The following is a 23,960-nucleotide window of genomic DNA, read 5'->3' on the forward strand; positions in this document are numbered from 1 at the left end:
GTCGCGACCGCTCGCCCCACGGCCCCCGCAGCGACCGCTCGCCCCACGCCCTCCGCCACGACCGCTCGCCCCACGCTCTCCGCCACGACCGTTCCCCCTACGCCCTCCGCCACGACCGTTCCCCCTACGCCCCCAGCACCCGCGACACCGTGTAGATCAGCAACCCCGCCAGCGAGCCCACCACCGTGCCGTTGATGCGGATGAACTGAAGGTCGCGGCCGATGTGGGCCTCGATCTTGCGGGTGGTGTGCTCGGCGTCCCAGCTCGCCACCGTGTCGGTGATCAGGGAGGTGATCTCCCTGCGGTACGTCGTCACCACGTACACCGCCGCGCCCTCCACCCAGCGGTCCACTTTGCCCTGCGCCTTGGGGTCCACGGCCATCCGGGCGCCCAGGGAGAGCAGGGAGGCCCGCACGCGCAGGCGCAGCTCGCTGTGCTCGTCCTCCGCCGCCGCGACGATCATGGATCGTACGGCCGTCCAGGCGGAGGCGATCAGGTCCTGGACCTCGCCCCGGCCCAGCACGTCGCCCTTGAGCCGCTCCACCCGCGCGCGCGTGTCGCTGTCGGACTGGAGGTCGGAGGCGAAGTCGGTGAGGAAGCGGTCCAGTGCCCCGCGCGCGGGATGGCTGGGCATGTCCCTCATCTCGGTGACGAAACGCAGCAGTTCCCTGTAGACGCGCTCCCCGACCTTCCGGTCGACGAACTTCGGGGTCCAGCCGGGCGCACCGCCCTGCACCGCGTCCATCACGGAGTCGCCGTGCAGCACCAGCCAGTCGTGCGCACGCGTGACGACCAGGTCGACGACGCGTCTGTGGCCGCCGTCGGCGACGATCTTCTCCAGCATCTTGCCGAGGCCGGGCGCGATCTCCTGCGCGCCCGCCCGGCGGGTGATCGCCTCGCCGACCACCGCCTGCACATCCGAGTCGCGCAGCACCGTCAGGGCCCCGCGCAGCGCGGTGGCCAGCTCGGCGGTCACCCGGTCCGCGTGCTCCGGGTGGGCGAGCCAGGCGCCCAGGCGGCTGCCGATCCCCACGGCGCGCAGCCGCAGCCGTACGACGTCCTCGGAGAGGAAGTTCTCGCCGACGAACTCACCCAGTGAGACGCCGAGCTGGTCCTTCTTGGTGGGGATGATCGCGGTGTGCGGGATGGGCAGGCCCAGGGGGTGGCGGAAGAGGGCGGTGACGGCGAACCAGTCGGCGAGCGCGCCCACCATGCCCGCCTCGGTCGCCGCCGCGACATAGCCCGCCCAGGCGCCCGCGCCCCGGTGCTCGGCCCACTTGGCGAGGACGTAGACCACGGCCACGAACAGCAGCAGTCCGGTCGCGGTCAGCTTCATCCGGCGCACACCGCGCCGGCGCTCCTCGTCGGCGGGGCTGAACACGGTCATCGCGCGGCGCGAGACGGCGGCCTCCGCCTCCGCCTGCGCCTGTGCCGCTTCCGGGCCGGTCTGTGTCGTTGGTTCCATCCACCGTTCCATCCACTCGACCCGTTCGGCTCCGCGCCGGTCGGCCGATCCGCTCTGGTCCGTCGATCCGCTCCGGTCCGTCGGTCCGCTCCGGTCCGTCGGTCCGCGCCAGTCGATCGGTCCGCGCCGGTCCTCCGGTGCGCTCCCTTCCGGTCCGCTCCGTTCCGCTCCGTTCCGGTCCGTCGGGCTCCGGCCGCACCGAGGTGCTCCGGAGCCTTCGGGGCCACCCGTTCGATGATCGCCCACGGGTCCCGTACACAATTGTCCCTGCCTGACCGACTCCCGGAACGCGACAGAAGTTCCCGGCGTCTGTCGGACGAGGACGGGAGCGCCGGGCTCCCGCCGCCGGAGGAGAACATCACCCATATGACCAGGCGTCACGGCTACGGCCTGCTCGCCGCGATCACCGCGACCGTCGCGCTGATCGTGGCCGCTTCCGCCGCCCTGTACGGCGTGCTCGCCTCCGGCGACGGCACACCCGAGGACTCCCTCGCCGTCCGGCACGGCCGGCACGACTCCGCCGCACCCGCCTCCACGGCCGTCTGGGTGGGGGCCTGGGCCGCCGCCCCCGCCGCCGCCGAACCCGGCACGGAGACCACCGGCATGGCGGGCCGCTCGGTGCGCAACGTCGTGCACACGAGCGTCGCGGGTACGAGTGCCCGTATCACGCTGTCCAATCTGTACGGCCAGTCGCCGCTGACGATCGCCCACGCCTCGATCGCGGTCGCCGCCGCCGGGGGCACCGGCACCGACGGCACCGCTGCCGCCGCCGCGGACACGATGCGGCGGCTCACCTTCTCCGGCACGCCGAGCGTCGTCATACCTTCGGGCGGGCAGGTGGTCAGCGACGCCGTCCGCATCGCCGTACCGCAGGACGCGGACGTCCTGGTCACCACCTACTCCCCCACCCCCTCCGGGCCGGTCACCTACCACCCGCGCGCCCGCCAGACCTCCTACGTCGCCCAGGGCGACCACACCGAGGACACCACCGGCACGCCGTACACCGAGCGGACGCCGTACTGGCGCTACCTGACCGCGCTGGACCTGCTCGGCGACCAGGCGGACGGGACCGTCGTCGTCCTCGGCGACTCGATCACCGACGGCATCACCTCGACCGTCGGCGCCAACCACCGCTGGACCGACGTCCTGGCGGAGCGGCTGCGGGCCGCCGTCGCCGCGGACCGGGACGTGCCCCGCTACAGCGTCGTCAACGAGGGCATCAGCGGCAACCGGATACTCACCGACGGGCCCGGACGGCCCGCCGACAACCCCAGCGGGCTGCACCGCTTCTCCCGGGACGTGCTGGAGCGCACGAACGCCGAGGTCGTCGTGGTCGACCTCGGCGTCAACGACATACTGCGCAACCGGGAGCCGGCCGACCCGGCGAAGATCGTCGCCGGGCTGCGCACGCTCGTACGGCAGGCCCACGCGCGCGGGCTGAGGGTCGTCGGCGCGACCCTGACGCCCGTCGGGGGCCACCCCGGGTGGACGGCGGCACGGGAGACGGTACGGCAGCAGGTCAACGACGCCATCCGGGCCGGCGAGGTGTACGACGGCGTCGTCGACTTCGACCGGGCGCTGCGGGACCCCTACGACCCGCGGCGGCTGCGCGAGGCGTACGACTCCGGGGACCATCTGCACCCCAGCGACCTGGGGTACCGGCGGATGGGCGAGGCGTTCGGCCTGGAGAGCCTGCGGGGGGCGGTCCAGAGGGGGGTCTGATCCGTCGGTCCGATCCGTCGGTCCGATCCGTCGGTCCGATCCGTCAGTGGTGGCGGTGCCTGCGGCGGTCGCGCTCCTCCCAGCGCTCCTCACGGCGGGCCGCCTGAAGCTCGCGGCGCTCGGCCCGGCGGTCCAGCTTCTCCTGGCGGCGCTCTTCCTTCAGCCGCATCCGTTCCGCCCTGGTGAGCTTGCGCTCCACCCCTACACCGCCCCAGAAGGCGAAGCCCGTCACGATCACGCGCGGGGCGCCCGGCTCCCCCGGTACGCCCTGCTCACGGTGGTCGAAGCCGCCCATGATGCCGATGCCGCGCACGATCACCTCGACGCCGGGCGGCACGATGATCTGCATCCCGCCCATGATCGCGACACAGTTGATCTCGACCTCGCGGTCGGCGAAGTTGGCCTCGCGCAGGTCGATCTCGCCCCCGCCCCAGAACGAGAAACAGTTGAACCGCCTGGGCACGGTCCAGGCACCCTTGCGCTGGAACCCGGACATGATGGCGACGGCCCACGACGAGGAGCCCTCGCCGCCGACCACACGGCTCCCCCAACTCCCGCTCTCCTCGGGGGCCTTGTGCAGGGACACCGCCGGGGCGGCGGCCTGCGCGGCGGGCAGGTCACGGGTGAGCGGGGCCAGTTCCCCGTAGGTGCGCGCCTTGTAGGCCGCATCCAGGCGCTCCTCGAACTCCGCCATGTCCAGGCGACCTTCGGCGAGGGCGTCCCGCAGGATCTCGGCGACTCGTTCACGATCGGCGTCGGAGGCGCGCAGCTCCGGGGCATCGTCGGTCATGTGGAGCAGCCTACGAGTTCCCCGCCCGCCAGGCTACGAGACCGCGCGCCCCAGCCGGTGACACCGCGCGCTCCGGGCCACGACACCGCACGCGCTCGGAGCTACGGCACCGCACGCGCCGGGAGCTACGGCACCGCACGCGCTGGGAGCTACGACACCGCGCGCTCCGCACCGGCCGCCGAACCCGCGTACATCTTGGCGATCACCGCCTCGATGTCCGGCTCCCGCACCGACAGGTCCACCAGCGGGTACCGGTCCGCGATCCGCGCCACCAGCGGCGCCGCCGACTCGGCGGCCGGGAAGGCCAGCCACTGCCGCGGCCCCTCCACGCGCACCACGCGCGTGCCCGGCACCTCGATCGGCGGCAGCTCCCGCTCCAGGTCGACCACAAGGGTGCGTTCGCTCTCGCCCGCCTCGTGCAGCCCGGCGAGCGGGCCGTCGTACATCAGACGCCCGTGGTCGATGACCATCACCCGCGAGCACAACTGCTCGATGTCCTGGAGGTCGTGCGTGGTCAGCAGCACCGTCGTGCCGCGCTCGGCGTTCAGGTCGCGCAGGAAGTCGCGGACCCTCGCCTTGCTGATGACGTCCAGGCCGATGGTCGGCTCGTCCAGGTAGAGGACGTCCGGGTCGTGCAGCAGGGCCGCCGCGATGTCGCCGCGCATGCGCTGGCCGAGCGAGAGCTGGCGTACCGGGACGTCCAGCAGGTCGGCCAGTTCGAGGAGTTCGACACAGCGGTCGAGGTTCTCGCGGTAACGGGCGTCGGGGATGCGGTACATGCGGTGCATCAGCCGGTAGGAGTCGATCAGCGGCAGGTCCCACCACAGCGTCGTACGCTGCCCGAACACCACCCCGATGCGCTGCGCGAGCCGTGTCCGCTCACGGGAGGGGTCGATGCCGGCGACGCGCAGCCGGCCGCCGCTGGGGGTGAGAATGCCCGTGAGCATCTTGATCGTCGTCGACTTGCCGGCGCCGTTCGGGCCGATGTAGCCGACCATCTCCCCGCGCGCCACGGAGAAGGAGATCGCGTCGACCGCGCGCACCCGCCGCCGCTCACGCTTGAGGAAACCGGTCTTCTTGCGCACGTCGAAGACCTTCTCCACGCGGTCGAGTTCGATGAACGCCCCGTCCGGCCCGCCACCCGGTCCGTCCAGTCCGCCACCCGGTTCTTCCAGTCCGCCACCCGGTCCGTCCAGTTCCATGGGTTCCATGTCCCTTCAGCTTCCCGTGCTCCGGTACGAGCGCAGCCCCACGCGCCAGGCCAGCCCCGCCAGCGCACAGCAGGCCACCGCCACCAGCGGCGAGGCGAACGCCGTCCACCACGGCAGCGCCAGCGGATACGGCCGCCCGAGCACGTAGCTCGCGGGCAGCCAGTTGACGAACGCCAGCGGCAGCACGAACGTCACCCCGCGCACCAGCTCCCGCGCGAACACCGTCGGCGGATACTGGAGCAGCGTGGTGCCGCCGTAGGTGAAGGCGTTCTGCACCTCGGAGGCGTCCTGCGCCACGAACTGGAAGGCCGCCCCGGCGACGAACACCGCGCAGAAGATCGCCGCGCCGCCCAGCACCATCAGGGGCATCAGCAGCATCTTCGGGGCCGTCCAGTGCACGTCGAGCGAGCCGAGGGCGTAGGCCAGCACGAGCGCGCCCTGCGTGACACGGCCCAGGCGGCGCAGTGCGAACCGGTCCGCGGCTACCTGCGCGAGCACCGGGGCCGGGCGTACCAGCAGCGTGTCCAGCGTGCCGTCGCGCACCCGCCGGCCCAGTCGGTCCATCGAGCCGATCGCGAGGTCGGCCAGCCCGAAGGAGATGCTGGTCAGCCCGTAGAGGAAGGCGATCTCCGGCAGTGTGTAGCCGCCGAGGGCGTCCACGCGGGAGAACATCAGCAGGATCGCCACGAAGTCCAGCGCGGTCGCCGCGAAGTTCCCGAGCGTGGTCATGACGAAGGAGGCCCGGTAGGCCATCGTGGAACGCAGCCACATCCCGGCGATCAGACGGTAGGCCCGCAGGCCGTCCGCCAGCCGGCCGCGGGACGCGGAGGCGGATGCGGGTGCGGGCGCGGATGCGGATGCGGGTGCGGGCGCGGGTGCGGATTCGGATTCGGCTGCGGGCTCGGGCGTGGCCTCGGTCTCCTCGTCCGTACGGCGCCCCTGGGGCCCCACCCCTGTGATCTCAGCCACCCTGGACCACCACCCGCCGCGTCGCCGTCGACTGCAACAGCCGCCCGGCCGCCAGCAGCGCCACCGCCCACGCTCCCTGGAAGGCGTACGTGCTCAGCGGATCGGCGTGCCCCAGCAGTACGTCGGCCGGGGCCTGCAACAGCGAGGACCACGGCAGCGCCCGGACCACCTCGCCGAGCGCGCCCGGGAAGACGTTCAGCGGCAGCAGCATCCCCGAGCAGAAGTACCCGGCCAGCCACGCCATCTGCACCACGCCGGTCCCGTCCATCAGCCAGAACGCGCTCAGCGCGACCAGGAACCTGATCCCGAAGCTCACCAGCATCGCCGGCAGCACGGCACCGAGGAACGCCGCCCAGGTCAGCGGGTCGGTGGGCAGCGCGACGGGGAAGAACAGCGCCCCGAACACGAAGGGCACGATCCCGCGGCCCACCAGCTGGAACATCGCGCGGCCCAGGTCGGCGGCCAGCCACCACAGCTGGAGATCGGCGGGCCGGTACAGGTCGATGGCGATGTCACCCGTACGGATGCGTTCCATCAGTTCGTCCTCGACGCCGCCACCGCCGATCGCGAGCGTGGACAGAAAGGCCTGTCCCAGCCATACGTACGTCACGGCCTGGGCCCGGTCGTAGCCGCCCAGGTGCGGGCGGACGTCCCACAGCGCAAGGTACGTGTACACGAGGATCAGCCCGAAAACCGTGTTCGTGAACACCCCGGCCGCCGTGGCCGCCCGATACGTCGCGTACCGTCTGAATCCCCCCGCCGCGACGGCCGCGTACAACCGTCCAGCGCCCACGTCACGCCCTCCAAGGTCCACCGACACCGAAGCGCAGGAGCCTAGTGCGCGCGCGAGGCGGCGTGCCACGCGTTTTCCGCCCCGGACAATTGCCCGCGACCGGGAACGGAACGCTTGGTACGAGAGTCTTCATCTGGGGGCGCAGAAGGCGCATGAGGGCGTACGGCGACGTACGACGCGAAACAGGAGTCCGTGCACGAGATGAGCGACGAGCCGCAGCCGCAGGCCGAGCAGCCACAGGCGGAGGCGCAGCCGCAGCCGCAGCCGCGGTCCGCCGAACCGGAGGCGACCGCACACCGACCCGGCCGAACCCGGCCACCGGAGCCCGCACCCGGGCCCCGGCCCGCCGCCGCGGGCGAGGGCTCCGCCGAGCCCGCCACCCGGCAGCCCGAGGGCTCCGCGGCACGGCACTCGGCCGGGGGCGCAGGAGAGAATCCCGAGGGGGCGGCCGGGGAGGACGCCGAGGGTTCCGCGGCACGGGACAGCGCGGCGGGCACCGGACAGGGCGGCTCCGGATCTGCGACGCGGGGCACCGCCGGGACCGCCGGACAGCAACGCGACGCGTCCGCCGGTCAGGGCCGCGACGAGTCAGCGCTGCAAGGCCGCGCGGGGGCCGCCGCAGGCGGGCGGCCGGGAGGCGCCGGCGGTGACCGAGCCGAGACCACGGCCGGGAGCGCGGCGGAAGGCGCCGGCAGGTCCACCGTCGACAGCACGGGCGGGACCTCGGCGGGAGGCGACGGCGGCGAGAGGGCCGCCGTGGGTGACCTCGCGGGTTCCTCCGAAGGGGGCGACGCGGCGGCGGCCCGCCGGGGTCACGGCGACACCCCCGCGGCGGGCCGCGCGGCGGCCGGCGAGGCAGGCGGCGAGGCAGGCACCACGGCACCCACCGCGAGTGGGCGCCGCCCCGGCATCCCCGCGGACCGCGACAAGGGCGACCACGCGAACCCCACGAGCGGACGCGACGACACCGCCGTCCTCAGGCCCTCATGGGCCGCCGCCGACGCCGACGCTTCCGCGGGCCGCGACGGCGGCAACCGCCGCGAGCCCACCGGCGAGCACGAGGACACCACCGTCCTCAGGCCTTCATGGGCCGCCGGTGCCGGCGCCGCAGGTGCCGCGAGTGCCGCAGGCGCCCCGGGTGCCACGAGTGCCGCAGGCGCTGCCGGCGGTCCCGGCGTAGCCGCCCGCGCGGGGGCTGCCGCCCAGGGCGGCCCTGCGGGCGGTCCCTCGGCAGGCCGCCCGGCCGCCCCCGCGACGGACCTCCCGAGGGCGCGGCTCGCCGCCGACGGCGGTGAAGACGAGCGGCCCGATCAGCCCCACCAACCCCACCAGCCCCACCAACCCCAGCAGTCCGAGCGGCCCAAGCAGTCCAAGCGGGCCAAGCGGACCGGGTGGCGGCGGCTGGTGCCGACCTGGCGCATGGTGCTCGGCGGGTTCCTCACCGTCGTGCTGCTGGTGATCGGCGCGTTCTTCCTGGGGTACTCCCTGGTCAAGATCCCGCCCGCCAACGCCCTCGCCATGAAGCAGGCCAACGTCTACCTCTACGAGGACGGCACCGAGATCGCCCGCGACGGCGACATCAACCGCGAGAACGTCACCCTCGCCGAGGTCTCCAAGGACGCCCAGCACGCCGTACTGGCCGCCGAGGACCGCGACTTCTACACCGAGTCCGCCGTCGACCCCAAGGCGATGATCCGCGCCGGCTGGAACACCGCCACCGGCAAGGGCAAGCAGTCCGGCTCCACGATCACCCAGCAGTACGTCAAGAACTACTACCTGGGGCAGGAACAGACCGTCACCCGCAAGGTGAAGGAGTTCTTCATCGCGATCAAGCTGGACCGCAACGAGCCCAAGGACAAGATCCTCGAGGGCTACCTCAACACCAGCTACTTCGGCCGCAACGCCTACGGCATCCAGGCCGCAGCCCAGGCCTACTACGGCGTCAAGGCCAAGGACCTCGACCCGGCCCGCGCCGCCTACCTCGCCGCGCTCGTCAACGCGCCCAGCGAGTACGACGTCACCGCCCACCCCGAGAACAAGACCGCCGCCGTCGCCCGCTGGAACTACGTCCTGGACGGCATGGTCAAGAAGAACTGGCTCAGCGCCTCCGAGCGGGCCGGCATGAAGTTCCCGATGCCGAAGGAGGCCACCGTCCCCACCAACATGGCCGGACAGCGCGGCTACCTCGTGCGCGCCGTGAAGGACTACCTCGCCAAGAACAACATCCTCAGCGAGGACGAGCTGGCCGCGGGCGGCTACCGCATCACCACCACCCTGCAGAAGAGCAAGCAGGACGCCTTCGTCAAGGCGGTCAATGACCAGGTGATGAGCAAGCTGGACAAGAAGAACAACCCCGTCGACAAGTACGTCCGCGCGGGCGGCGCCGCCGTCGACCCCAAGACCGGCGAGGTCGTGGCGATGTACGGCGGCATCGACTACGTCAAGCAGTTCACCAACAACGCCACCCGCCGGGACTTCCAGGTCGGCTCCACCTTCAAGCCGTTCGTCCTCACCGCCGCCGTCCAGAACCACTCCGACACCGCGGACGGCCGCCCCATCACCCCCAACACCATCTACGACGGCACCAACAAGCGGCCCGTACAGGGCTGGAACGGCGGCTACTACGCCCCCGAGAACGAGGACCAGCGCTCCTACGGCAACATCACCGTCCGCGAGGCCACCGACAAGTCCGTCAACGCGGTGTACGCGCAGATGGCCGTCGACGTGGGCTCCGACAAGGTGAAGGACACCGCCGTCGCCCTCGGCGTGCCGTCCGACGCCCCGGAGCTGATCGGCAGCCCGTCCATCGCGCTCGGCGTGGCGCAGGCCAGCGTCCTCGACATGGCCGAGGCCTACGCGACCCTCGCCAACCACGGCAAGCACGGCACGTACACGATCATCAAGAAGATCACCAGGGACGGCGCCGACGTGGTGGACCTGCCCGAGCGGGCCACCTCGCAGGCCGTCAGCCGCGAGGCCGCCGACACCACCACCGCGGTCCTCCGGTCCGTCGTCCAGAACGGCACCGGCTCCCCGGCGCTGGCGATCGGCCGCCCGGCCGCCGCCAAGACCGGCACCGCCGAGAACGACCAGGCCGCCTGGTTCGCCGGCTACACCCCCGACCTGGCCACCGTCGTCTCCGTCATGGGCCAGGACCCGGTCACCGCCGCCCACAAGCCGCTCTACGGCGCCCTGGGCCTGGCCCGGATCAACGGCAGCGGCCCGCCCGGCAGCATCTGGGCCCAGTTCATGGGCGACGCCCTGAAGAACACCCTGGCCAGCGACTTCGACCTCCAGCTCCAGCCCGGCGCCGACCAGACGCAGCCGCCGCCGTCCAGCGGTGCGGTGGAGACGCCCGGCACCGGCGGCCAGGACGACGGCGGCACCACCACCGGCACGGACACCGGCGGCCAGGACACCCAGGGCCAGGGCCAGGGCCAGGGTCAGACCGGCGGCACGACCGGCGACACCACCGGCACCCCGGGCGACGCCACCGGAGGCGACACCACCGGAGGCACCGGGACCACCGGAGGCACGGACACGGGCACCACCACCGGAGGCGGAGTCACGGGAGGCAGCACCCCGACCACGGGCGGCGCGGGCGGATCCACCCCGACCACGGGCGGCGGCACGACCGGCGGCACCAGCCCGAGCGGGGGCACCACCGGCGACGGCGGGACGACCACCGGCACGGACACGGGCACATGGGGCGGCCAGAACCCCACCTAGTGCCGGGGCACTAGTGACCGGAGGTGGCCTTCAGCCCCACCACCGCCACCAGCAGCAGACACACGAAGAAGATCCGGGCGGCGGTCGCCGGCTCCCCCAGCACCACCATGCCGAGCACCGCCGCACCGGCCGCCCCGATGCCCACCCACACGCCGTAGGCGGTACCGATGGGCAGGGAACGGGAGGCGTAGGACAGCAGCAGCATGCTCGCGACGATCCCGGCCCCGGTCAGCACACTGGGGACGGGCCGGGTGAAGCCCTCGCTGTACTTCATCCCGATCGACCAGCCGACCTCCAGCAGACCGGCGACGACAAGCAGAACCCAGGCCACGACGGGCACCTCCGAGACGATTCACTGAGGAACGGGGGTGCGTCGTCTTTGCCTGCATCCCGGTACGGCGCGTCTCGTCGGGCTCCCTCCGAGGCTAGCAAAACGAACGGAACGACCAAGGAGCACGACCAGGAGCACGACAAAGGGGCACGACAAAGGGGCACGACAAAGGGGCTGGTGACGACGGTCACCAGCCCCTTGGGCTCCGTCACTTCACAGGTACAGACCGGTGGAGTCCTCCGACCCCTCGAACCGGTCCGCGGCCACGGCGTGCAGATCACGCTCACGCATCAGCACATACGCGGTGCCCCGCACCTCCACCTCGGCCCGGTCCTCCGGGTCGAACAGGACCCGGTCACCCGGCTCCACGGTCCGCACGTTCTGCCCGACCGCGACGACCTCCGCCCAGGCCAGCCGCCGCCCGACCGCCGCGGTGGCGGGAATCAGAATGCCGCCCCCCGACCGCCGCTCACCCTCGCCGGTCTCCTGCCTGACCAGAACCCGGTCGTGCAGCATCCGGATGGGAAGCTTGTCGTGATGGGGGGTGCTGTGCTCGTTTCTGTTGGCGCTCACGCCTCGAACCTACCTGCCTTCAGCATGTCCGTACGCGCCTGGGTCAGCCCCGGCGCCTGCGCGATCCCAGGGCGAGCAGCCCGACGACCCCGACGGCGACCAGCGCGACCGGCACGATCCGCTCCAGACGAGGCGCGCCGTCCCCGTCGACGAACTGGGCGCGCACATCGCTGACGACCCGGTTGACCTGTACGTAGGCCCGTCCGAGGGTGTGGTCGACATGGGAGGTGACCTTCGCCTTGGCGTCCGCGACGATGGTCTTCGGGTGCACCCGCACGCCGATCTCGTCGAGCGTCTCGGCCAGCACCTCGCGACGGCGCCTGATGTCCGCCTCGATCTCAGCCGGGGTCCTGGTGTCCGCCGTGTCCGCCACCGTACCGCCTCCGCAGTCCACTGATGCCTGTTCAGTACAGTCTGTCAGCTTCGGCCGGGACCGCGCTGTCGGCACCCCCGGTTACCCTCGGACCGACACGGTATTGGCACGCACGAGGAGACGAGCTTCGATGACCGAGCGACTCCAGCCCGGGGACGTGGCCCCCGCCTTCACCCTCCCCGACGCCGACGGAAACGAGGTGTCGCTGGCCGACCACAAGGGCCGCAAGGTCATCGTCTACTTCTACCCGGCCGCCCTCACCCCCGGCTGCACCAAGCAGGCCTGCGACTTCACCGACAACCTCGACCTCCTGGCGGGCGCCGGCTACGACGTCATCGGCATCTCCCCCGACAAGCCGGAGAAACTGGCGAAGTTCCGCGACAAGGAATCCCTGAAGGTCACCCTCCTCGCCGACCCCGACAAGAAGGTCACCGAGTCCTACGCCGCCTACGGCGAGAAGAAGAACTACGGCAAGACCTACATGGGCGTCATCCGCTCCACGATCGTCGTCGACGAGAACGGCAAGGTCGAACGGGCCCTGTACAACGTCCGGGCCACGGGCCACGTAGCCAAGATCATCAAGGATCTGGGTCTCTGAGGCGCCTCTCCGCGACGTGACGGCTCACACCGGGAGCACCCGGGGTGAGCCGTTTCGCATTTTCATGCGTGACTGTCCGATTACCGGTTCGTTACTCCGTACGAGGCCGCGAACATGTGGCCGGAACCGGAGGGGACGATGGGCGCCAGGTATACCCGTGAGCTACTCGAAGAGGCGGCGCGGGCCACGACGAGCTGGGACGACGCCGTACGGTGGTGCGGAGGGACGCCCACACCCGGCAGCAGGCGCTATCTGCGTCAGAAAATGGCCGAGGCAGACGTGGATGTCTCACACTTTCCGACAAAGTGGGCGCGCCACACCGAGGAGACACTCCGCGAAGTCGTGGCCGCGTCGACCAGCGTCAAGGAGGTACTTCGCCGCCTGGGCATCAGCCCTGTCGGTGGCAACCACACGCACATCAGTCGCCGTATCGCAACCCTGGGCCTCGACACGTCCCACTTCGTCGCACAACCGCGGAGTACGAAAAGTACGCACAGCGATCCACTCAGTGTCAGGTCGCCACAGGCCGGCAGGGTCCCAGGAAGCCGACTGCTGCGCCACTTGCTTCGAGCCGGGGTTCCGGAACGCTGCGTCATGTGCGGCATCGGCCCCAGCTGGAACGGCAAACCCCTCCGGTTGGAAGTCGACCACATCAATGGCGACTGGTGGGACAACCGTCCGGTGAACCTTCAGCTTTTGTGCCCCAACTGCCATGCCGTGACGGACACATACCGAGGCCGTAGGCGCAAGGCCGCATGAGCGGGTCGAAGTACACCCGCGACCTGTTGACATACACCGCCGCCAAGGCCACCAGCATGGTCGACCTGATGCACATGCTCGGAGCGCCGTTGGGGAGCGGCCCTCGCCGCTATCTCAGAGCGCGTCTGCAGCACTACGGCATCGACACCTCGCACTTCCGCGAGGAGCCGCTGCCGGAACGCAAACGGCGCAGTTATCCGGAAGAACTCCTCAGAGAAGCCGCCGCTCACGCACACAGCATCAGAGAGGTGCTGGAGTACATGGGCATTCCTCCACAAGACGGCCCGTACGGCCACATCAGGAAGAAGCTGAACAAGTTCGGGATCGACACCTCGCACTTCACCGGCGGACGCGCATATGGTCCTGGCCTTCTCCCTCGGAACGAACTGGCGGCTGCGGTGAAAACCGCCAAGAGCTTGGCAGGGGTCCTGGCCGCTCTCGGCCGAAGCGGCGGCGCGGCCAGGACGATCGTGAAGCGCAGTATCGAAGCGTACGGCCTGTCGACGGCCCACTTCACAGGGCAGGGCCACTTTCGCGGCACCCGCTCCCCACAGCGCAAGTCCGCCGGGGAGATCCTGGCACGCCTTGCTCCCGGATGCCCCCGCACCAAGACGGCTCTGCTCCGGCGGGCCCTGGACGACCTCGGTGTGCCGCGTGTCTGCGAGCAGTGCGACGTCGGGGACACATGGCAGGGCAGACGACTCGTCCTGGAGATCGATCACATCAACGGCGATCGTCTGGACAACCGCCGGGAGAACCTGCGTTACCTGTGCCCGTCCTGCCACAGTCAGACAGCCACGTTCTCCAACCGATCGCGCGGTCAACTGATCCCGCCGAAACAGCTCCCCAAGTACCAGTAAGCTGTGCGTGGGGCCGTAGCCCAACTTGGCAGGAGGCATCACTTTTAGGTAGTGAACAGTGCGAGTTCGAGTCTCGTCGGCCCCACATTCAGGGCGTGGCTCCCAACAGGGAGCCGCGCCCTTCCTGGTTCTTGCCGGCCCTGCCTCAGCCCAACAGCTCCCGCACCACCGGTACCAGTGCCCGGAACGCCTTGCCGCGGTGGCTGATCGCGTTCTTCTCGTCGGGGGTCAGCTCCGCGCAGGTGCGGGTCTCGCCGTCCGGCTGGAGGATCGGGTCGTAGCCGAAGCCGTTGGTGCCGGCGGGGGTGTGGCGCAGAGTGCCCCTCAGTTGGCCTTCCACCACCCGCTCCGTGCCGTCCGGCAGGGCCAGGGCTGCCGCGCAGGCGAAGTGGGCCCCCCGGTGCTCCTCCGCGATGTCGGAGAGCTGGGCGAGGAGGAGGTCCAGGTTGGCCTGGTCGTCGCCGTGCTTGCCGGACCAGCGGGCCGAGAAGATGCCGGGGGCGCCGCCGAGGACGTCGACGCAGAGGCCGGAGTCGTCGGCGACCGCCGGGAGGCCTGTCGCCTGGGCCAGGGTGTGGGCTTTGAGCAGGGCGTTCTCGGCGAAGGTGACGCCTGTTTCCTTGACGTCGGGGATCTCCGGGTAGGCGTCGGTGCCGACGAGTTCGTGGGGGAGGCCTGCGTCGGCGAGGATCGCCCTGAGTTCGGTGATCTTTCCGGCGTTGCGGGTGGCGAGGATCAAGCGGGTCATGCTCACCAGTATCGGGGGACCGTCAGGGTGTGCAGACCTTGGTGAGTTCACCGGCGGCGTCGGTGACCGGGGTGACGTCCGGGGTCTTGTCGCCGTTCCTGACGGCGGTGCGGACGTTGTCCACGGCCTTGCCCAAGTCGTCGACGGCCTTGTTGACGTCGGTGTTGTCCGTCTTGTCGCCGATCTTCTTCAGGTCCTTCTCGATGGCGGCGAGGGCTTCGTCGGTCTGTGTCGGGTCGTTCGACGCGTTCTGGACCGCTTGCTGGAGGTCGGTGACGCTGTCGGCGATGGAGTCGGCGGTCTGGACGCAGTCCAGGGCCTTGTCGACCGCGTCGCATCCGGTGAGGGCGGAGACGGCGAGTGCGACGGCGGCCGTGGCGGCGGCGATGGCGGTGGTGCGGCCCGGGCGTCGTCGGTGGCGGCTCGCGGCCATGGTTCGGTTCCCTCCCTGTCGTGGCCGGGCGTACGGCGGTGGTGCCGTGCGCCCGTACCGGTAGGGACGCGGGCCGGGTGGCCGGGGTTGCCCTCGACGGTCGCCTGTCTTGAGGCTCCCTTTACTTTGCGCGTGTGGCCTCGAGTGCCGTGCGCTGGATCGCGGCGAGGTCCGTGCAGCCGGCCACGGCGAGGTCGAGCAGGGTGTTGAGTTCCTCGCGGGCGAAGGGCGCGGCCTCGGCGGTGCCCTGGACCTCGACGAAGCGGCCGTCGCCGGTGCAGACGACGTTCATGTCGGTGTCGGCGCGCACGTCCTCCTCGTAGCGGAGGTCGAGGAGCGGGACTCCTCCGACGATGCCGACGGAGACCGCGCTGACGGTGCCGGTGAGCGGCTGGCGGCCGGGCTTGATCAGTTTCTTGCCCTGGGCCCAGGTGACGGCGTCGGCGAGGGCGACGTAGGCGCCGGTGATGGCTGCGGTGCGGGTGCCGCCGTCGGCCTGGAGGACGTCGCAGTCCAGGACGACGGTGTTCTCGCCGAGTGCCTTGTAGTCGACGACGGCGCGCAGGGACCGGCCGATGAGGCGGCTGATCTCGTGGGTGCGGCCGCCGATCCTGCCCTTGACGGACTCGCGGTCGCCTCGGGTGTTGGTGGCGCGGGGCAGCATGGCGTATTCGGCGGTGACCCAGCCCTCGCCGCTGCCCTTGCGCCAGCGCGGGACGCCTTCGGTGAAGGAGGCGGTGCAGAGGACCTTGGTGTCGCCGAAGGAGACGAGGACGGAGCCTTCTGCGTGCTTGCTCCAGCCGCGTTCGATGGTGACCGGGCGGAGTTGTTCGGGGGTGCGGCCGTCGATTCGAGACATGGTGCCGAGCCTAGCCCCCTGCGCGGAAGGGGCTCCTCCCGTGTCGGGAAGAGCCCCTTCCAGGTGAACCCCGCGGTCCGTGTGGACCGCGCAGGGGTCACATCATGTCTTCGATCTCCGCGGCGATGGGGTCGGCGTCGGTGCCGATGACGACCTGGATGGCGTTGCCCATCTTCACGACGCCGTGGGCGCCTGCTGCCTTGAGCGCGGCCTCGTCGACCAGCGAGGCGTCGTTGACCTCGGTGCGGAGGCGGGTGATGCAGCCCTCGACCTCTTCGATGTTGTCGATGCCGCCGAGCCCGGCAACGATCTTCTCAGCCTTGCTGGCCATGTTCCTTCTCCCTGGTCCGAAACCGCTTTGTGGCAGTAACCCACAATTGGCCCATCTTCGCGAGCGGTCGTGCCGTGGGTGCCGAAGGATGGCGTTCACGACAGCGGAACCGTCCGTCAACTGGTCTACACCACCGTTGGGGCGGTGGCCAAACGCGGGCCGGACACGGTGCCGTGCCCCGGAGCGGGCCGGTGCCGCGTCCAGGAGCGGAGCCGGGGAAGGACGCCCATGAGTGCGGACAGCGCCGACGCCAGGGTCTCTCCCGTGCGCGAGCGCTGGAACACCCTGTTCCAGGGTCTTCAGAAGATGGGCCGCAGTCTTCAGCTGCCGATCGCGGTGCTGCCGGCGGCGGGCATCCTGAACCGGCTGGGGCAGCCGGACGTGTTCGGCAAGGACGGGCTGGGCTGGACCGATGTCTCGAAGGTGATGGCGGGGGCGGGCGGCGCGCTGCTCGACGGCCAGCTGGGGCTGCCGATGCTGTTCTGCGTCGGTGTGGCGATCGGCATGGCGAGGAAGGCGGACGGCTCGACCGCGCTGGCGGCGGTGGCGGGCTTCCTCGTCTACTACAACGTGCTGCACCAGTTCCCGATCACCTGTCCGGCGGGTGCGAAGGTGGTCGCGACCGGCTGTCAGGCGGCGAGCGGGACGGTGACGGCGTTCACGTACCAGAATCCCGGGGTCTTCGGCGGGATCGTGATGGGGCTGCTGTCCGCTTTCTTCTGGCAGCGTTTCCACCGGACGCGGCTGGTGGACTGGCTGGGGTTCTTCAACGGCCGCCGGCTGGTGCCGATCATCATGGCGTTCGTGGCGATCCTCTTCGCCGCCCTGTGTCTGTGGGTGTGGCCGCCGATCGGCGACGGGCTGGAGAGTTTCAGCGACTGGCTGCACGACGCGGGGGCCTGGGGTGCCGGGATCTTCGGTCTGGCGAACCGGGCGCTGCTGGTCATCGGCCTGCACCAGTTCCTGAACGTGCCGCTGTGGTTCCAGTTCGGCAGCTACACCAAGCCCGACGGGACGGTGGTGCACGGTGACATCAACATGTTCCTGGCGGGGGATCCGAACGCGGGCCAGTTCACCTCGGGTTTCTTCCCGATCATGATGTTCGCGCTGCCCGCGGCGGCACTGGCGATCACGCACACCGCCCGGCCGGGCCGGCGCAAGGAGGTCGGCGGGCTGATGCTGTCGGTGGCGCTGACGTCGTTCGTCACGGGGATCACCGAGCCGATCGAGTACTCGTTCATGTTCATCGCTCCGCTGCTCTACGCGGTGCACGCGGTGCTGACGGGTGTGTCGATGGCGGTGACGTGGGCGCTGGGCGTGCACGACGGGTTCAGCTTCTCGGCGGGTCTGATCGACTATGTGATCAACTGGAACCTCGCGACCCGGCCGTGGGCGATCGTGCCGATCGGGCTGTGCTTCGCGGTGGTGTACTACGCGGTCTTCCGTTTCGCGATCACGAGGTTCGACCTGCGGACTCCGGGGCGTGAGCCGGAGGAGGAAGTGGAGGACACCACGAGGGCCTGACGGCCCCCTCCAGCAGCACGAACATCACCTCTACGGCCCGTAGTGGAACGGTCGCAAGTTCGCGGGTTCCTTACCTCACCTTCATCGTGCTACAACAGGTCTACACCACTGAGTGGTGTAGACCACCACCCGATGGAGGACGAATGAGCACCGCCACCGCGACATCGTCGGCGGCTCCCGCGAAGAAGCGGGGTTCAGGCCTGTTCCAGGGCCTGCAGAAAGTTGGCCGAAGCCTTCAGCTTCCGATCGCCGTACTGCCGGCGGCGGGCTTGATGGTCCGGCTTGGTCAGCCGGATGTCTTCGGAGCCGATGGTCTCGGCTGGGACAAGGTCGCATCGGTCTTCGGCAACGCGGGCAGCGCCATCACCGGCAGTCTGCCGATTCTCTTCTGCGTCGGCGTCGCCATCGGCTTCGCCAAGAAGGCGGACGGTTCGACCGCTCTCGCCGCCCTGGTGGGCTTCCTGGTCTACAGCAAGGTCCTCCAGTCCTTCCCGGTCACCGAGGCCAAGATCCAGAACGGCGCGGACATCGCCGCGACCTACAACGACCCCGGTGTCCTCGGCGGCATCATCATGGGTCTGCTCGCCGCGGTGCTCTGGCAGCGGTACCACCGCACCAAGCTGGTCGACTGGCTGGGCTTCTTCAACGGCCGTCGGCTGGTGCCGATCATCATGGCCTTCGTAGGCATCGTGATGGGTGTCTTCTTCGGGCTGATCTGGAAGCCCATCGGTGAGGGCATCAGCAACTTCGGCGAGTGGATGACCGGTCTCGGCTCCGTCGGGGCCGCCCTGTTCGGCCTGATCAACCGCGGGCTGATTCCGATCGGCATGCATCAGTTCGTGAACACCGTGGCATGGTTCCAGCTCGGCGACTTCAAGGACTCGGCCGGCCAGATCGTGCACGGCGACTACGGGCGCTTCCTGGCCGGCGACCCGACGGCGGGCATGTTCATGTCCGGGTTCTTCCCGATCATGATGTTCGGCCTGCCGGCCGCCGCGCTCGCCATGGCCCACACGGCTCGCCCGGAGCGCCGCAAGGCCGTACTGGGCATGATGACGTCGCTGGCCCTTACGTCCTTCGTCACCGGTGTCACCGAGCCGATCGAGTTCTCGTTCATGTTCATCGCTCCGCTCCTTTACGTGATCCACGCGGTGCTCGCCGCTGTGTCCCTCGCGGTGACCTGGGGCCTGGGTGTCCACGCGGGCTTCAACTTCTCCGGTGGACTCATCGACTACGTCCTCTACTGGAAGCTGGACACCAAGCCATGGCTGATCATCCCGATCGGCTTGGTATTCGCGGCGATCTACTACTTCGTCTTCCGCTTCGCCATCGTCAAGTTCAACCTCCCCACCCCGGGCCGTGAGCCCGAGGAGGAGGTCGAGGACCTCACCAAGGCGTGAGTCCTCCCCGGATGTGAGAAGGCCCCCGAGCGCACTGCTCGGGGGCCTTCTCGTGTCGGCGGAGCGTCAGATCTCGTACACCGCTCCCGGCGCCGCCAGTTCCACCGGGCCGGAGTAGACCGCGCGGGCGTGGGCGAGGTTGATCTGGGGGTCGGTCCACGGGGGGATGTGGGTGAGGACGAGGCGGCGGGCACGGGCGCGGGCGGCGGTCTCGCCCGCCTCGCGGCCGTTGAGGTGGAGGTCGGGGATGGATTCCTTGCCGTCCGTGAAGGCCGCCTCGGACAGGAACAGGTCGGTGTCCCGGGCGAGTTCCTCCAGGGCCTCGCTGACGCCGGTGTCGCCCGAGTAGGTCAGGGCGCGGCCGCCGTGCTCGATTCGGATGGCGTACGCCTCCACCGGGTGGGCCACCAGTTCGGTGTGCACGGTGAAGGGGCCGATGTCGAAGGTGCCCGGCTTGACCGTGTGGAAGTCGAAGACCTCGCTCATGGACGAGGCGGTGGGGGTGTCGGCGTAGGCGGTGGTCAGCCGGTGCTCGGTGCCCTCGGGGCCGTAGACCGGCAGAGGGGCGCAGGGCCCGCCGTCGTGCCGGTAGTAGCGCGCGACGAAGTAGGCGCACATGTCGATGCAGTGGTCGGCGTGCAGATGGCTCAGGAAGATCGCGTCGAGGTCGTAGAGACCGCAGTGGCGCTGCAGCTCGCCCAGGGCGCCGTTGCCCATGTCGAGGAGCAGCCGGAAGCCGTCGGCCTCTACGAGGTAGCTCGAGCAGGCCGATTCCGCGGACGGGAACGACCCCGAGCAGCCGACGACGGTGAGCTTCATGGAGAAGAAACCTCCGCTGGCGGGAAAGATACAGAAGGTGACGGGGGTCGTGCGGTCCGTCGAGCGTAAGGCGCGAAACGGCCGGTAGCTCCTCCGGCAAGGGCGGTTGTGGGCGAACTCACCTGTGGTGTCACCGGTTCGGCTGGACGTGGGGCGCATGAGGTGTGAAAGAGGGCGCGCGCTGGAGGTCTCGCGCCGGTACCGTCGTCCTTATGGACACGTCGTGGTGGCTGGCGCTCGCGGCAGTGGTACTGCTCGCGCTCGTCGCCACGCTCGTGGACGGCTGGGGGCGGGGTCGCAGGCCCCCGGGACGCAGGACGCGGTCGCCGGGGCGCGCGCTGGGGCGGGGTGGTGCCGCCCGGCCGCAGCCGGCGGAGATCTGGTGGGCGAACGTGCCCCACGAGGAGGGCTCGGGGACCGGGGACCGTCCCTGCCTGGTGCTGTCCGTGCACGGCAAGCGCGCCCGGGTCGCCAAGATCACCAGCCGGTACCACGACGAGCGGGCCGGGGTGATTCCCCTGCCGCCCGGCTCGGTGGGTGACGCGCAGGGGCGGACCAGCTTCCTGGAGACCGACGAGGTGCGGGAGGTGCCCGTGTGGGACTTCCGGCGCCGGGTGGGCGTCGTGGATCCGGTGCTCTGGGACCAGGTGCGGTACCTGGCCGGTTGAGGTCATGGTCGCGTCACCCTCACGGTGACCGTCCACTCCTGGATGCCCTTGCAGGAGATCGTGTGGGGGCCGGTCGCACACAGTGGGCGGGACGAGGTCAGCCGGGCCGTGCCGGGCGCGGCCGCGGTGTAGGCGGCGAGGGCGTCGCCCGGCAGGATCACGATGCCCGGGTCGGCCCCCTTCAGGGCGGTGCCGGTGGCCTTGACCGGGGTCCAGGGGCGGTCCTTGGTGCCGTCCAGGGTGAGGCGCAGGTACCCGCCGACGGTGAGGCAGACGGTGCGGCCGGAGTCGGCGGCGCCGAGCTGGGCCTGGCCGGTGCAGCCGGAGGGGGCCTTGGATGCGGGCGCGGACGGGGTGGCCGAAGGAGAGGCCGGCGAGGCGGCCGACGGGGACGCCGGACCGCCGCCCGTGGAGCCCGTGGAGCCCGCGGAGCCCGTGGGACTCGAGGCCGCGGAACCCGGGGCGCCGCCGCCCCTGCCGTCGTGCTGCGCTCCGCAGCCGGCGGCGAGCAGGGCCGCTGCCGCCGCCGTGGCGGTGGCGACGGCGGTGCGGTGGAGCGTTGTGGACGTCGTACGGCGCATGGGGCGGCCGCCTTTCTGCTGTCCCGGTCACGGGTGCCCAGTGCCCTGATGCCGATGTGACGTTTCTCCAGCACATCAGGATCCGCTCCCCCGCGCACGCCGGGGCTCCGGCCGGTCCGCGCACGCCGGAGCCCCGGCCGGTCCGCGCACGCCGGAACCCCGGCCGGATCACGCTCGCCCGGCCGGGGCCCCTTCGCGCGTCCGCGGATCAGCCGGTCGTGATCGCCGTGTCGTCGACGACGAAGCTGGTCTGCAGGGAGGAGTCCTCGGCGCCGCTGAACTTCAGCGTGACCGTGGAACCGGCCAGCGAGGACAGGTCGAAGGACTTCTGGGCGTAGCCCGAGGCGGCGTTGACGTTCGAGTACGTCGCCAGGGTCTTCGAGCCTGCCGTCACCGTGAGCTTGTCGTAGGCGGTGCTGCCGCTCTCCGACGTGTCGATGTGCAGGTAGAACGTGAGGGTGGCCTTGCAGCCGGCGGGGATGGTCACCGACTGGGACAGGGTGTCGGTGTGGGTGGTCCCGTAGCCGTCGAGCCAGGCCTTGTAGGAGCCGCTGTGGGCGGGCTCACCGCTGTCGTTGGTGATGACGCCGCTGGTGGCGGTCCAGGCGGTGGTGCCGGACTCGAAGCCCGGGTTGCCGAGCAGCTGCGCCGAGGTGCAGGTGCCGCCGGAGGAGCCGACGGTCCAGGTGAAGGAGGCCGAGCCGGAGGCGCCGGTGGAGTCCTTGGCGGTGACCGTGACCTGGTAGATGCCCGCGGTGGACGCGGTGCCGGAGATCAGGCCGGTGGAGCTGTTGACGGACAGTCCGGTGGGCAGGCCGGTGGCGCTGTAGGTGAGGGCGGCGCCGGCGCTGTCGGTGGCGTGTATCTGGAGGCTGACGGAGCTTCCGGTGGCGGTGGACTGGCTGCCCGGGTTGGTGACGGTCACCGTGTTGCCGCTGGTGGTGCCGGAGGTGAAGGCGGTGGTGCCGTTGGGGGTGCCCCAGCCGGTCGGGCCGTCGTAGCCGGTGCGGGCGGTGCAGAAGTACGAGGTCGAGCAGGAGCCGTTGCTGCCGCTGGTGACGTCGTACAGGTTGCCGGTGTGGGAGTACGGGTACTTCGCCGGGTAGTCGCCGCTGCCCGGGGTGCCCGCGAGGGCGTAGACGCCGGCGATGATCGGGGCGGAGGCGCTGGTGCCGCCGTAGACCGCCCAGCCGGAGCCGCCGTAGGTGTCGTAGACGGCGACGCCGGTGGCGGGGTCGGCGACCGCGGAGACGTCGGCCTCCATGCGCTTGGCGCAGCCGGTGTCGGTCTGCCAGCTGGGCTTGGGGTCGTAGGCGGAGCAGCCGGAACCGGTGCCCTCGGTGGAGTTGGTGTGCCAGACGCTCTCGCTCCAGCCGCGGGAGTTGGAGGCGGTGGTCAGCGCGGTGCCGCCGACGGCGGTCACGTACTGGGAGGTCGCCGGGTACTCGGCGCCGTAGCCGGAGTCACCGGCGGAGACGGTGATGGCGACGCCCGGGTGCCTGAAGTACTGGGAGTCCTCGGTGGTCTGGTTGGACGCCTCGTCGCCGCCCCAGCTGTTGGAGACGAACTTGGCCCCGAGGGCGACGGCCTCGTTCTCGGCTATGCCGAGGTCGGTGTCGTTGGCCGAGTTGGCCTCCACGAGGATGATGTTGCAGTTCGGGCAGACGGCGCTGACCATGTCGATGTCGAGTGCCTCCTCGCCGGCCCAGCCGGTGTCGTTGGAGGGCAGCGAGGTGGTGGAGCCGGTCTGGCTGACCTGCTTGAAGCAGCCGTTGGCCTTGGTGCACGGCGACAGGCCGTAGGTCGAGCGGTAGGTGGCCAGGTCCGACTCGGCGTTGGGGTCGTTGTAGGCGTCGACGACGGCGACGGTCAGGCCGGAGCCGCCCGTGGTGGGCAGGTTGTAGGCACTGTGCAGGTTGGCCGGGGAGAGGCCGGAGGGCGCGGCGGCCGCGAGCGCCGAGGCGAGGCGCTGCTTGATGTCGGTGCGGCGCTGGGCGAAGCAGGAGGCGTGGCCCGGCTCGGCGGTGGCGCACAGGTGCTGGGTGGGGACCTTCTGGCCGGCCTTGCCGGTGGAGTGGAAGGTCTGGCGCTCGGGGGCGGTCAGGGCCTTGGCGTTCTGCGCGGTTCTGGTGAGGTGCGGCTGCGCCGCGGCGGCGGGCTGGGCGCCGGCCGTGGGGGCGGCGACGAGTCCGGCGACGGTGAGGGCGAGGGCGGGGAACGCGACGGCGAGGAGTCTTCTCAGACTCCGTCTTTGCCGGCTCGGGCGTGACTCACGCATGGGGTACTGCCTCCGGTTGACGTGGGGATTCGCACTGGATTGGCAGCCCGTGACGCGCGTAGCGGCGGCGAGACCGCGCAGTCATGAGCATGACACTCGCAGACGCCCGTCATGGCGCTGGGTGAGCGTGACATGACAGGGCGCGG

23 protein-coding genes, 1 tRNA gene and 1 riboswitch are annotated in these 23,960 nt (G+C 70.7%); of the genes, 9 read left to right on the forward strand and 15 right to left on the reverse strand.

The genetic code is table 11. The features are described from left to right. Window positions 1–124: 124 nt before the first annotated feature. A complete protein-coding gene (locus tag ABZ484_RS06985; RefSeq protein ID WP_358864867.1) occupies window positions 125–1,387 on the reverse strand; it encodes a DUF445 domain-containing protein in 1,263 nt (420 codons plus the stop codon). 444 nt (window positions 1,388–1,831) lie between these two features. Between ABZ484_RS06985 and ABZ484_RS06990 the strand changes: the two genes are divergently transcribed. After that, window positions 1,832–3,187: an SGNH/GDSL hydrolase family protein gene (locus ABZ484_RS06990; protein WP_358864834.1), complete on the forward strand. Its 1,356-nt coding sequence runs from the start codon at window positions 1,832–1,834 to the stop codon at window positions 3,185–3,187. 43 nt (window positions 3,188–3,230) lie between these two features. On the opposite strand, the gene ABZ484_RS06995 is transcribed toward ABZ484_RS06990, so the two are convergent. From ABZ484_RS06995 to ABZ484_RS07010, 4 genes are all read right to left on the reverse strand, one after another. After that, window positions 3,231–3,977, reverse strand: coding sequence for a DUF1707 domain-containing protein (locus ABZ484_RS06995; RefSeq protein WP_358864835.1), 747 nt, complete (start codon window positions 3,975–3,977; stop codon window positions 3,231–3,233). 149 nt (window positions 3,978–4,126) lie between these two features. Continuing rightward, window positions 4,127–5,179, reverse strand: coding sequence for an ATP-binding cassette domain-containing protein (locus ABZ484_RS07000; protein WP_358864868.1), 1,053 nt, complete (start codon window positions 5,177–5,179; stop codon window positions 4,127–4,129). A 15-nt stretch (window positions 5,180–5,194) separates the two neighbouring features. Further along, on the reverse strand, window positions 5,195–5,998 hold the full coding sequence (locus ABZ484_RS07005) for an ABC transporter permease (protein WP_358864869.1): 804 nt from the start codon (window positions 5,996–5,998) through the stop codon (window positions 5,195–5,197). Between the two features lie 151 nt (window positions 5,999–6,149). Beyond that, window positions 6,150–6,950 (reverse strand): ABC-2 family transporter protein, encoded by an 801-nt coding sequence (locus tag ABZ484_RS07010; RefSeq protein WP_358864836.1) that lies wholly within the window; start codon window positions 6,948–6,950, stop codon window positions 6,150–6,152. 1,419 nt (window positions 6,951–8,369) lie between these two features. Between ABZ484_RS07010 and ABZ484_RS07015 the strand changes: the two genes are divergently transcribed. After that, window positions 8,370–10,679, forward strand: coding sequence for a transglycosylase domain-containing protein (locus ABZ484_RS07015; RefSeq protein ID WP_358864870.1), 2,310 nt, complete (start codon window positions 8,370–8,372; stop codon window positions 10,677–10,679). Between the two features lie 10 nt (window positions 10,680–10,689). Here the strand turns inward: ABZ484_RS07015 and ABZ484_RS07020 are convergent, their stop codons facing one another. The 3 genes from ABZ484_RS07020 to ABZ484_RS07030 all read right to left on the reverse strand — a co-directional run bounded on the left by ABZ484_RS07020 (window position 10,690) and on the right by ABZ484_RS07030 (window position 11,956). Beyond that, window positions 10,690–11,010 carry a multidrug efflux SMR transporter gene (locus tag ABZ484_RS07020; RefSeq protein ID WP_358864837.1) on the reverse strand — a complete coding sequence of 107 codons (321 nt, stop codon included), beginning with the start codon at window positions 11,008–11,010 and terminating at the stop codon, window positions 10,690–10,692. A 36-nt stretch (window positions 11,011–11,046) separates the two neighbouring features. Continuing rightward, a riboswitch (guanidine-III (ykkC-III) riboswitch) is annotated at window positions 11,047–11,109 on the reverse strand. Window positions 11,110–11,223: 114 nt separating this feature from the next. Continuing rightward, the gene (locus ABZ484_RS07025) at window positions 11,224–11,583 is read right to left on the reverse strand and encodes a co-chaperone GroES (RefSeq protein ID WP_358864838.1); all 360 of its coding nucleotides are present in this window, start codon (window positions 11,581–11,583) and stop codon (window positions 11,224–11,226) included. 43 nt (window positions 11,584–11,626) lie between these two features. Next, complete coding sequence (locus tag ABZ484_RS07030; protein WP_358864839.1) at window positions 11,627–11,956, reverse strand: DUF3618 domain-containing protein; 330 nt, start codon at window positions 11,954–11,956, stop codon at window positions 11,627–11,629. Between the two features lie 130 nt (window positions 11,957–12,086). Between ABZ484_RS07030 and bcp the strand changes: the two genes are divergently transcribed. The 4 genes from bcp to ABZ484_RS07050 all read left to right on the forward strand — a co-directional run bounded on the left by bcp (window position 12,087) and on the right by ABZ484_RS07050 (window position 14,258). After that, a complete protein-coding gene (gene bcp / locus ABZ484_RS07035) occupies window positions 12,087–12,554 on the forward strand; it encodes a thioredoxin-dependent thiol peroxidase (protein ID WP_358864840.1) in 468 nt (155 codons plus the stop codon). A 594-nt stretch (window positions 12,555–13,148) separates the two neighbouring features. Further along, the gene (locus ABZ484_RS07040) at window positions 13,149–13,313 is read left to right on the forward strand and encodes an HNH endonuclease (RefSeq protein ID WP_358864871.1); all 165 of its coding nucleotides are present in this window, start codon (window positions 13,149–13,151) and stop codon (window positions 13,311–13,313) included. Next, window positions 13,310–14,173 carry an HNH endonuclease gene (locus ABZ484_RS07045; RefSeq protein WP_358864841.1) on the forward strand — a complete coding sequence of 288 codons (864 nt, stop codon included), beginning with the start codon at window positions 13,310–13,312 and terminating at the stop codon, window positions 14,171–14,173. The genes ABZ484_RS07040 and ABZ484_RS07045 overlap by 4 nt, the downstream gene beginning before the upstream one ends. A gap of 9 nt (window positions 14,174–14,182) precedes the next feature. Further along, window positions 14,183–14,258 (forward strand) — tRNA-Leu (locus ABZ484_RS07050). 60 nt (window positions 14,259–14,318) lie between these two features. On the opposite strand, the gene rdgB is transcribed toward ABZ484_RS07050, so the two are convergent. The 4 genes from rdgB to ABZ484_RS07070 form a co-directional block, all read right to left on the reverse strand. Continuing rightward, entirely contained in the window at window positions 14,319–14,921 is a 603-nt protein-coding gene (rdgB, locus tag ABZ484_RS07055; protein ID WP_358864842.1) for an RdgB/HAM1 family non-canonical purine NTP pyrophosphatase, read from the reverse strand. A 22-nt stretch (window positions 14,922–14,943) separates the two neighbouring features. Beyond that, a complete protein-coding gene (locus ABZ484_RS07060; protein ID WP_358864843.1) occupies window positions 14,944–15,354 on the reverse strand; it encodes a hypothetical protein in 411 nt (136 codons plus the stop codon). Between the two features lie 121 nt (window positions 15,355–15,475). Continuing rightward, window positions 15,476–16,213, reverse strand: coding sequence for a ribonuclease PH (gene rph / locus ABZ484_RS07065; protein ID WP_358864844.1), 738 nt, complete (start codon window positions 16,211–16,213; stop codon window positions 15,476–15,478). A gap of 97 nt (window positions 16,214–16,310) precedes the next feature. Beyond that, on the reverse strand, window positions 16,311–16,544 hold the full coding sequence (locus tag ABZ484_RS07070) for a PTS glucose/sucrose transporter subunit IIB (RefSeq protein WP_030167375.1): 234 nt from the start codon (window positions 16,542–16,544) through the stop codon (window positions 16,311–16,313). A gap of 228 nt (window positions 16,545–16,772) precedes the next feature. On the opposite strand from ABZ484_RS07070, the gene ABZ484_RS07075 reads away from it, so the two are divergent. Both ABZ484_RS07075 and ABZ484_RS07080 read left to right on the forward strand, forming a co-directional pair. Continuing rightward, window positions 16,773–18,068, forward strand: coding sequence for a PTS transporter subunit EIIC (locus tag ABZ484_RS07075; protein ID WP_358864845.1), 1,296 nt, complete (start codon window positions 16,773–16,775; stop codon window positions 18,066–18,068). A gap of 143 nt (window positions 18,069–18,211) precedes the next feature. Beyond that, complete coding sequence (locus tag ABZ484_RS07080; protein ID WP_358864846.1) at window positions 18,212–19,468, forward strand: PTS transporter subunit EIIC; 1,257 nt, start codon at window positions 18,212–18,214, stop codon at window positions 19,466–19,468. A gap of 66 nt (window positions 19,469–19,534) precedes the next feature. On the opposite strand, the gene ABZ484_RS07085 is transcribed toward ABZ484_RS07080, so the two are convergent. Next, the gene (locus ABZ484_RS07085; RefSeq protein ID WP_358864847.1) at window positions 19,535–20,287 is read right to left on the reverse strand and encodes an MBL fold metallo-hydrolase; all 753 of its coding nucleotides are present in this window, start codon (window positions 20,285–20,287) and stop codon (window positions 19,535–19,537) included. 212 nt (window positions 20,288–20,499) lie between these two features. Between ABZ484_RS07085 and ABZ484_RS07090 the strand changes: the two genes are divergently transcribed. Beyond that, window positions 20,500–20,955 carry a type II toxin-antitoxin system PemK/MazF family toxin gene (locus tag ABZ484_RS07090; RefSeq protein ID WP_358864848.1) on the forward strand — a complete coding sequence of 152 codons (456 nt, stop codon included), beginning with the start codon at window positions 20,500–20,502 and terminating at the stop codon, window positions 20,953–20,955. Window positions 20,956–20,957: 2 nt separating this feature from the next. Here the strand turns inward: ABZ484_RS07090 and ABZ484_RS07095 are convergent, their stop codons facing one another. Beyond that, a complete protein-coding gene (locus ABZ484_RS07095; RefSeq protein ID WP_358864849.1) occupies window positions 20,958–21,536 on the reverse strand; it encodes a hypothetical protein in 579 nt (192 codons plus the stop codon). 208 nt (window positions 21,537–21,744) lie between these two features. Next, window positions 21,745–23,814: a putative Ig domain-containing protein gene (locus ABZ484_RS07100; protein ID WP_358864850.1), complete on the reverse strand. Its 2,070-nt coding sequence runs from the start codon at window positions 23,812–23,814 to the stop codon at window positions 21,745–21,747. Window positions 23,815–23,960 lie beyond the last annotated feature (146 nt).

Source organism: Streptomyces sp. NPDC006393, from assembly GCF_040628575.1.
Lineage (GTDB): Bacteria > Actinomycetota > Actinomycetes > Streptomycetales > Streptomycetaceae > Streptomyces.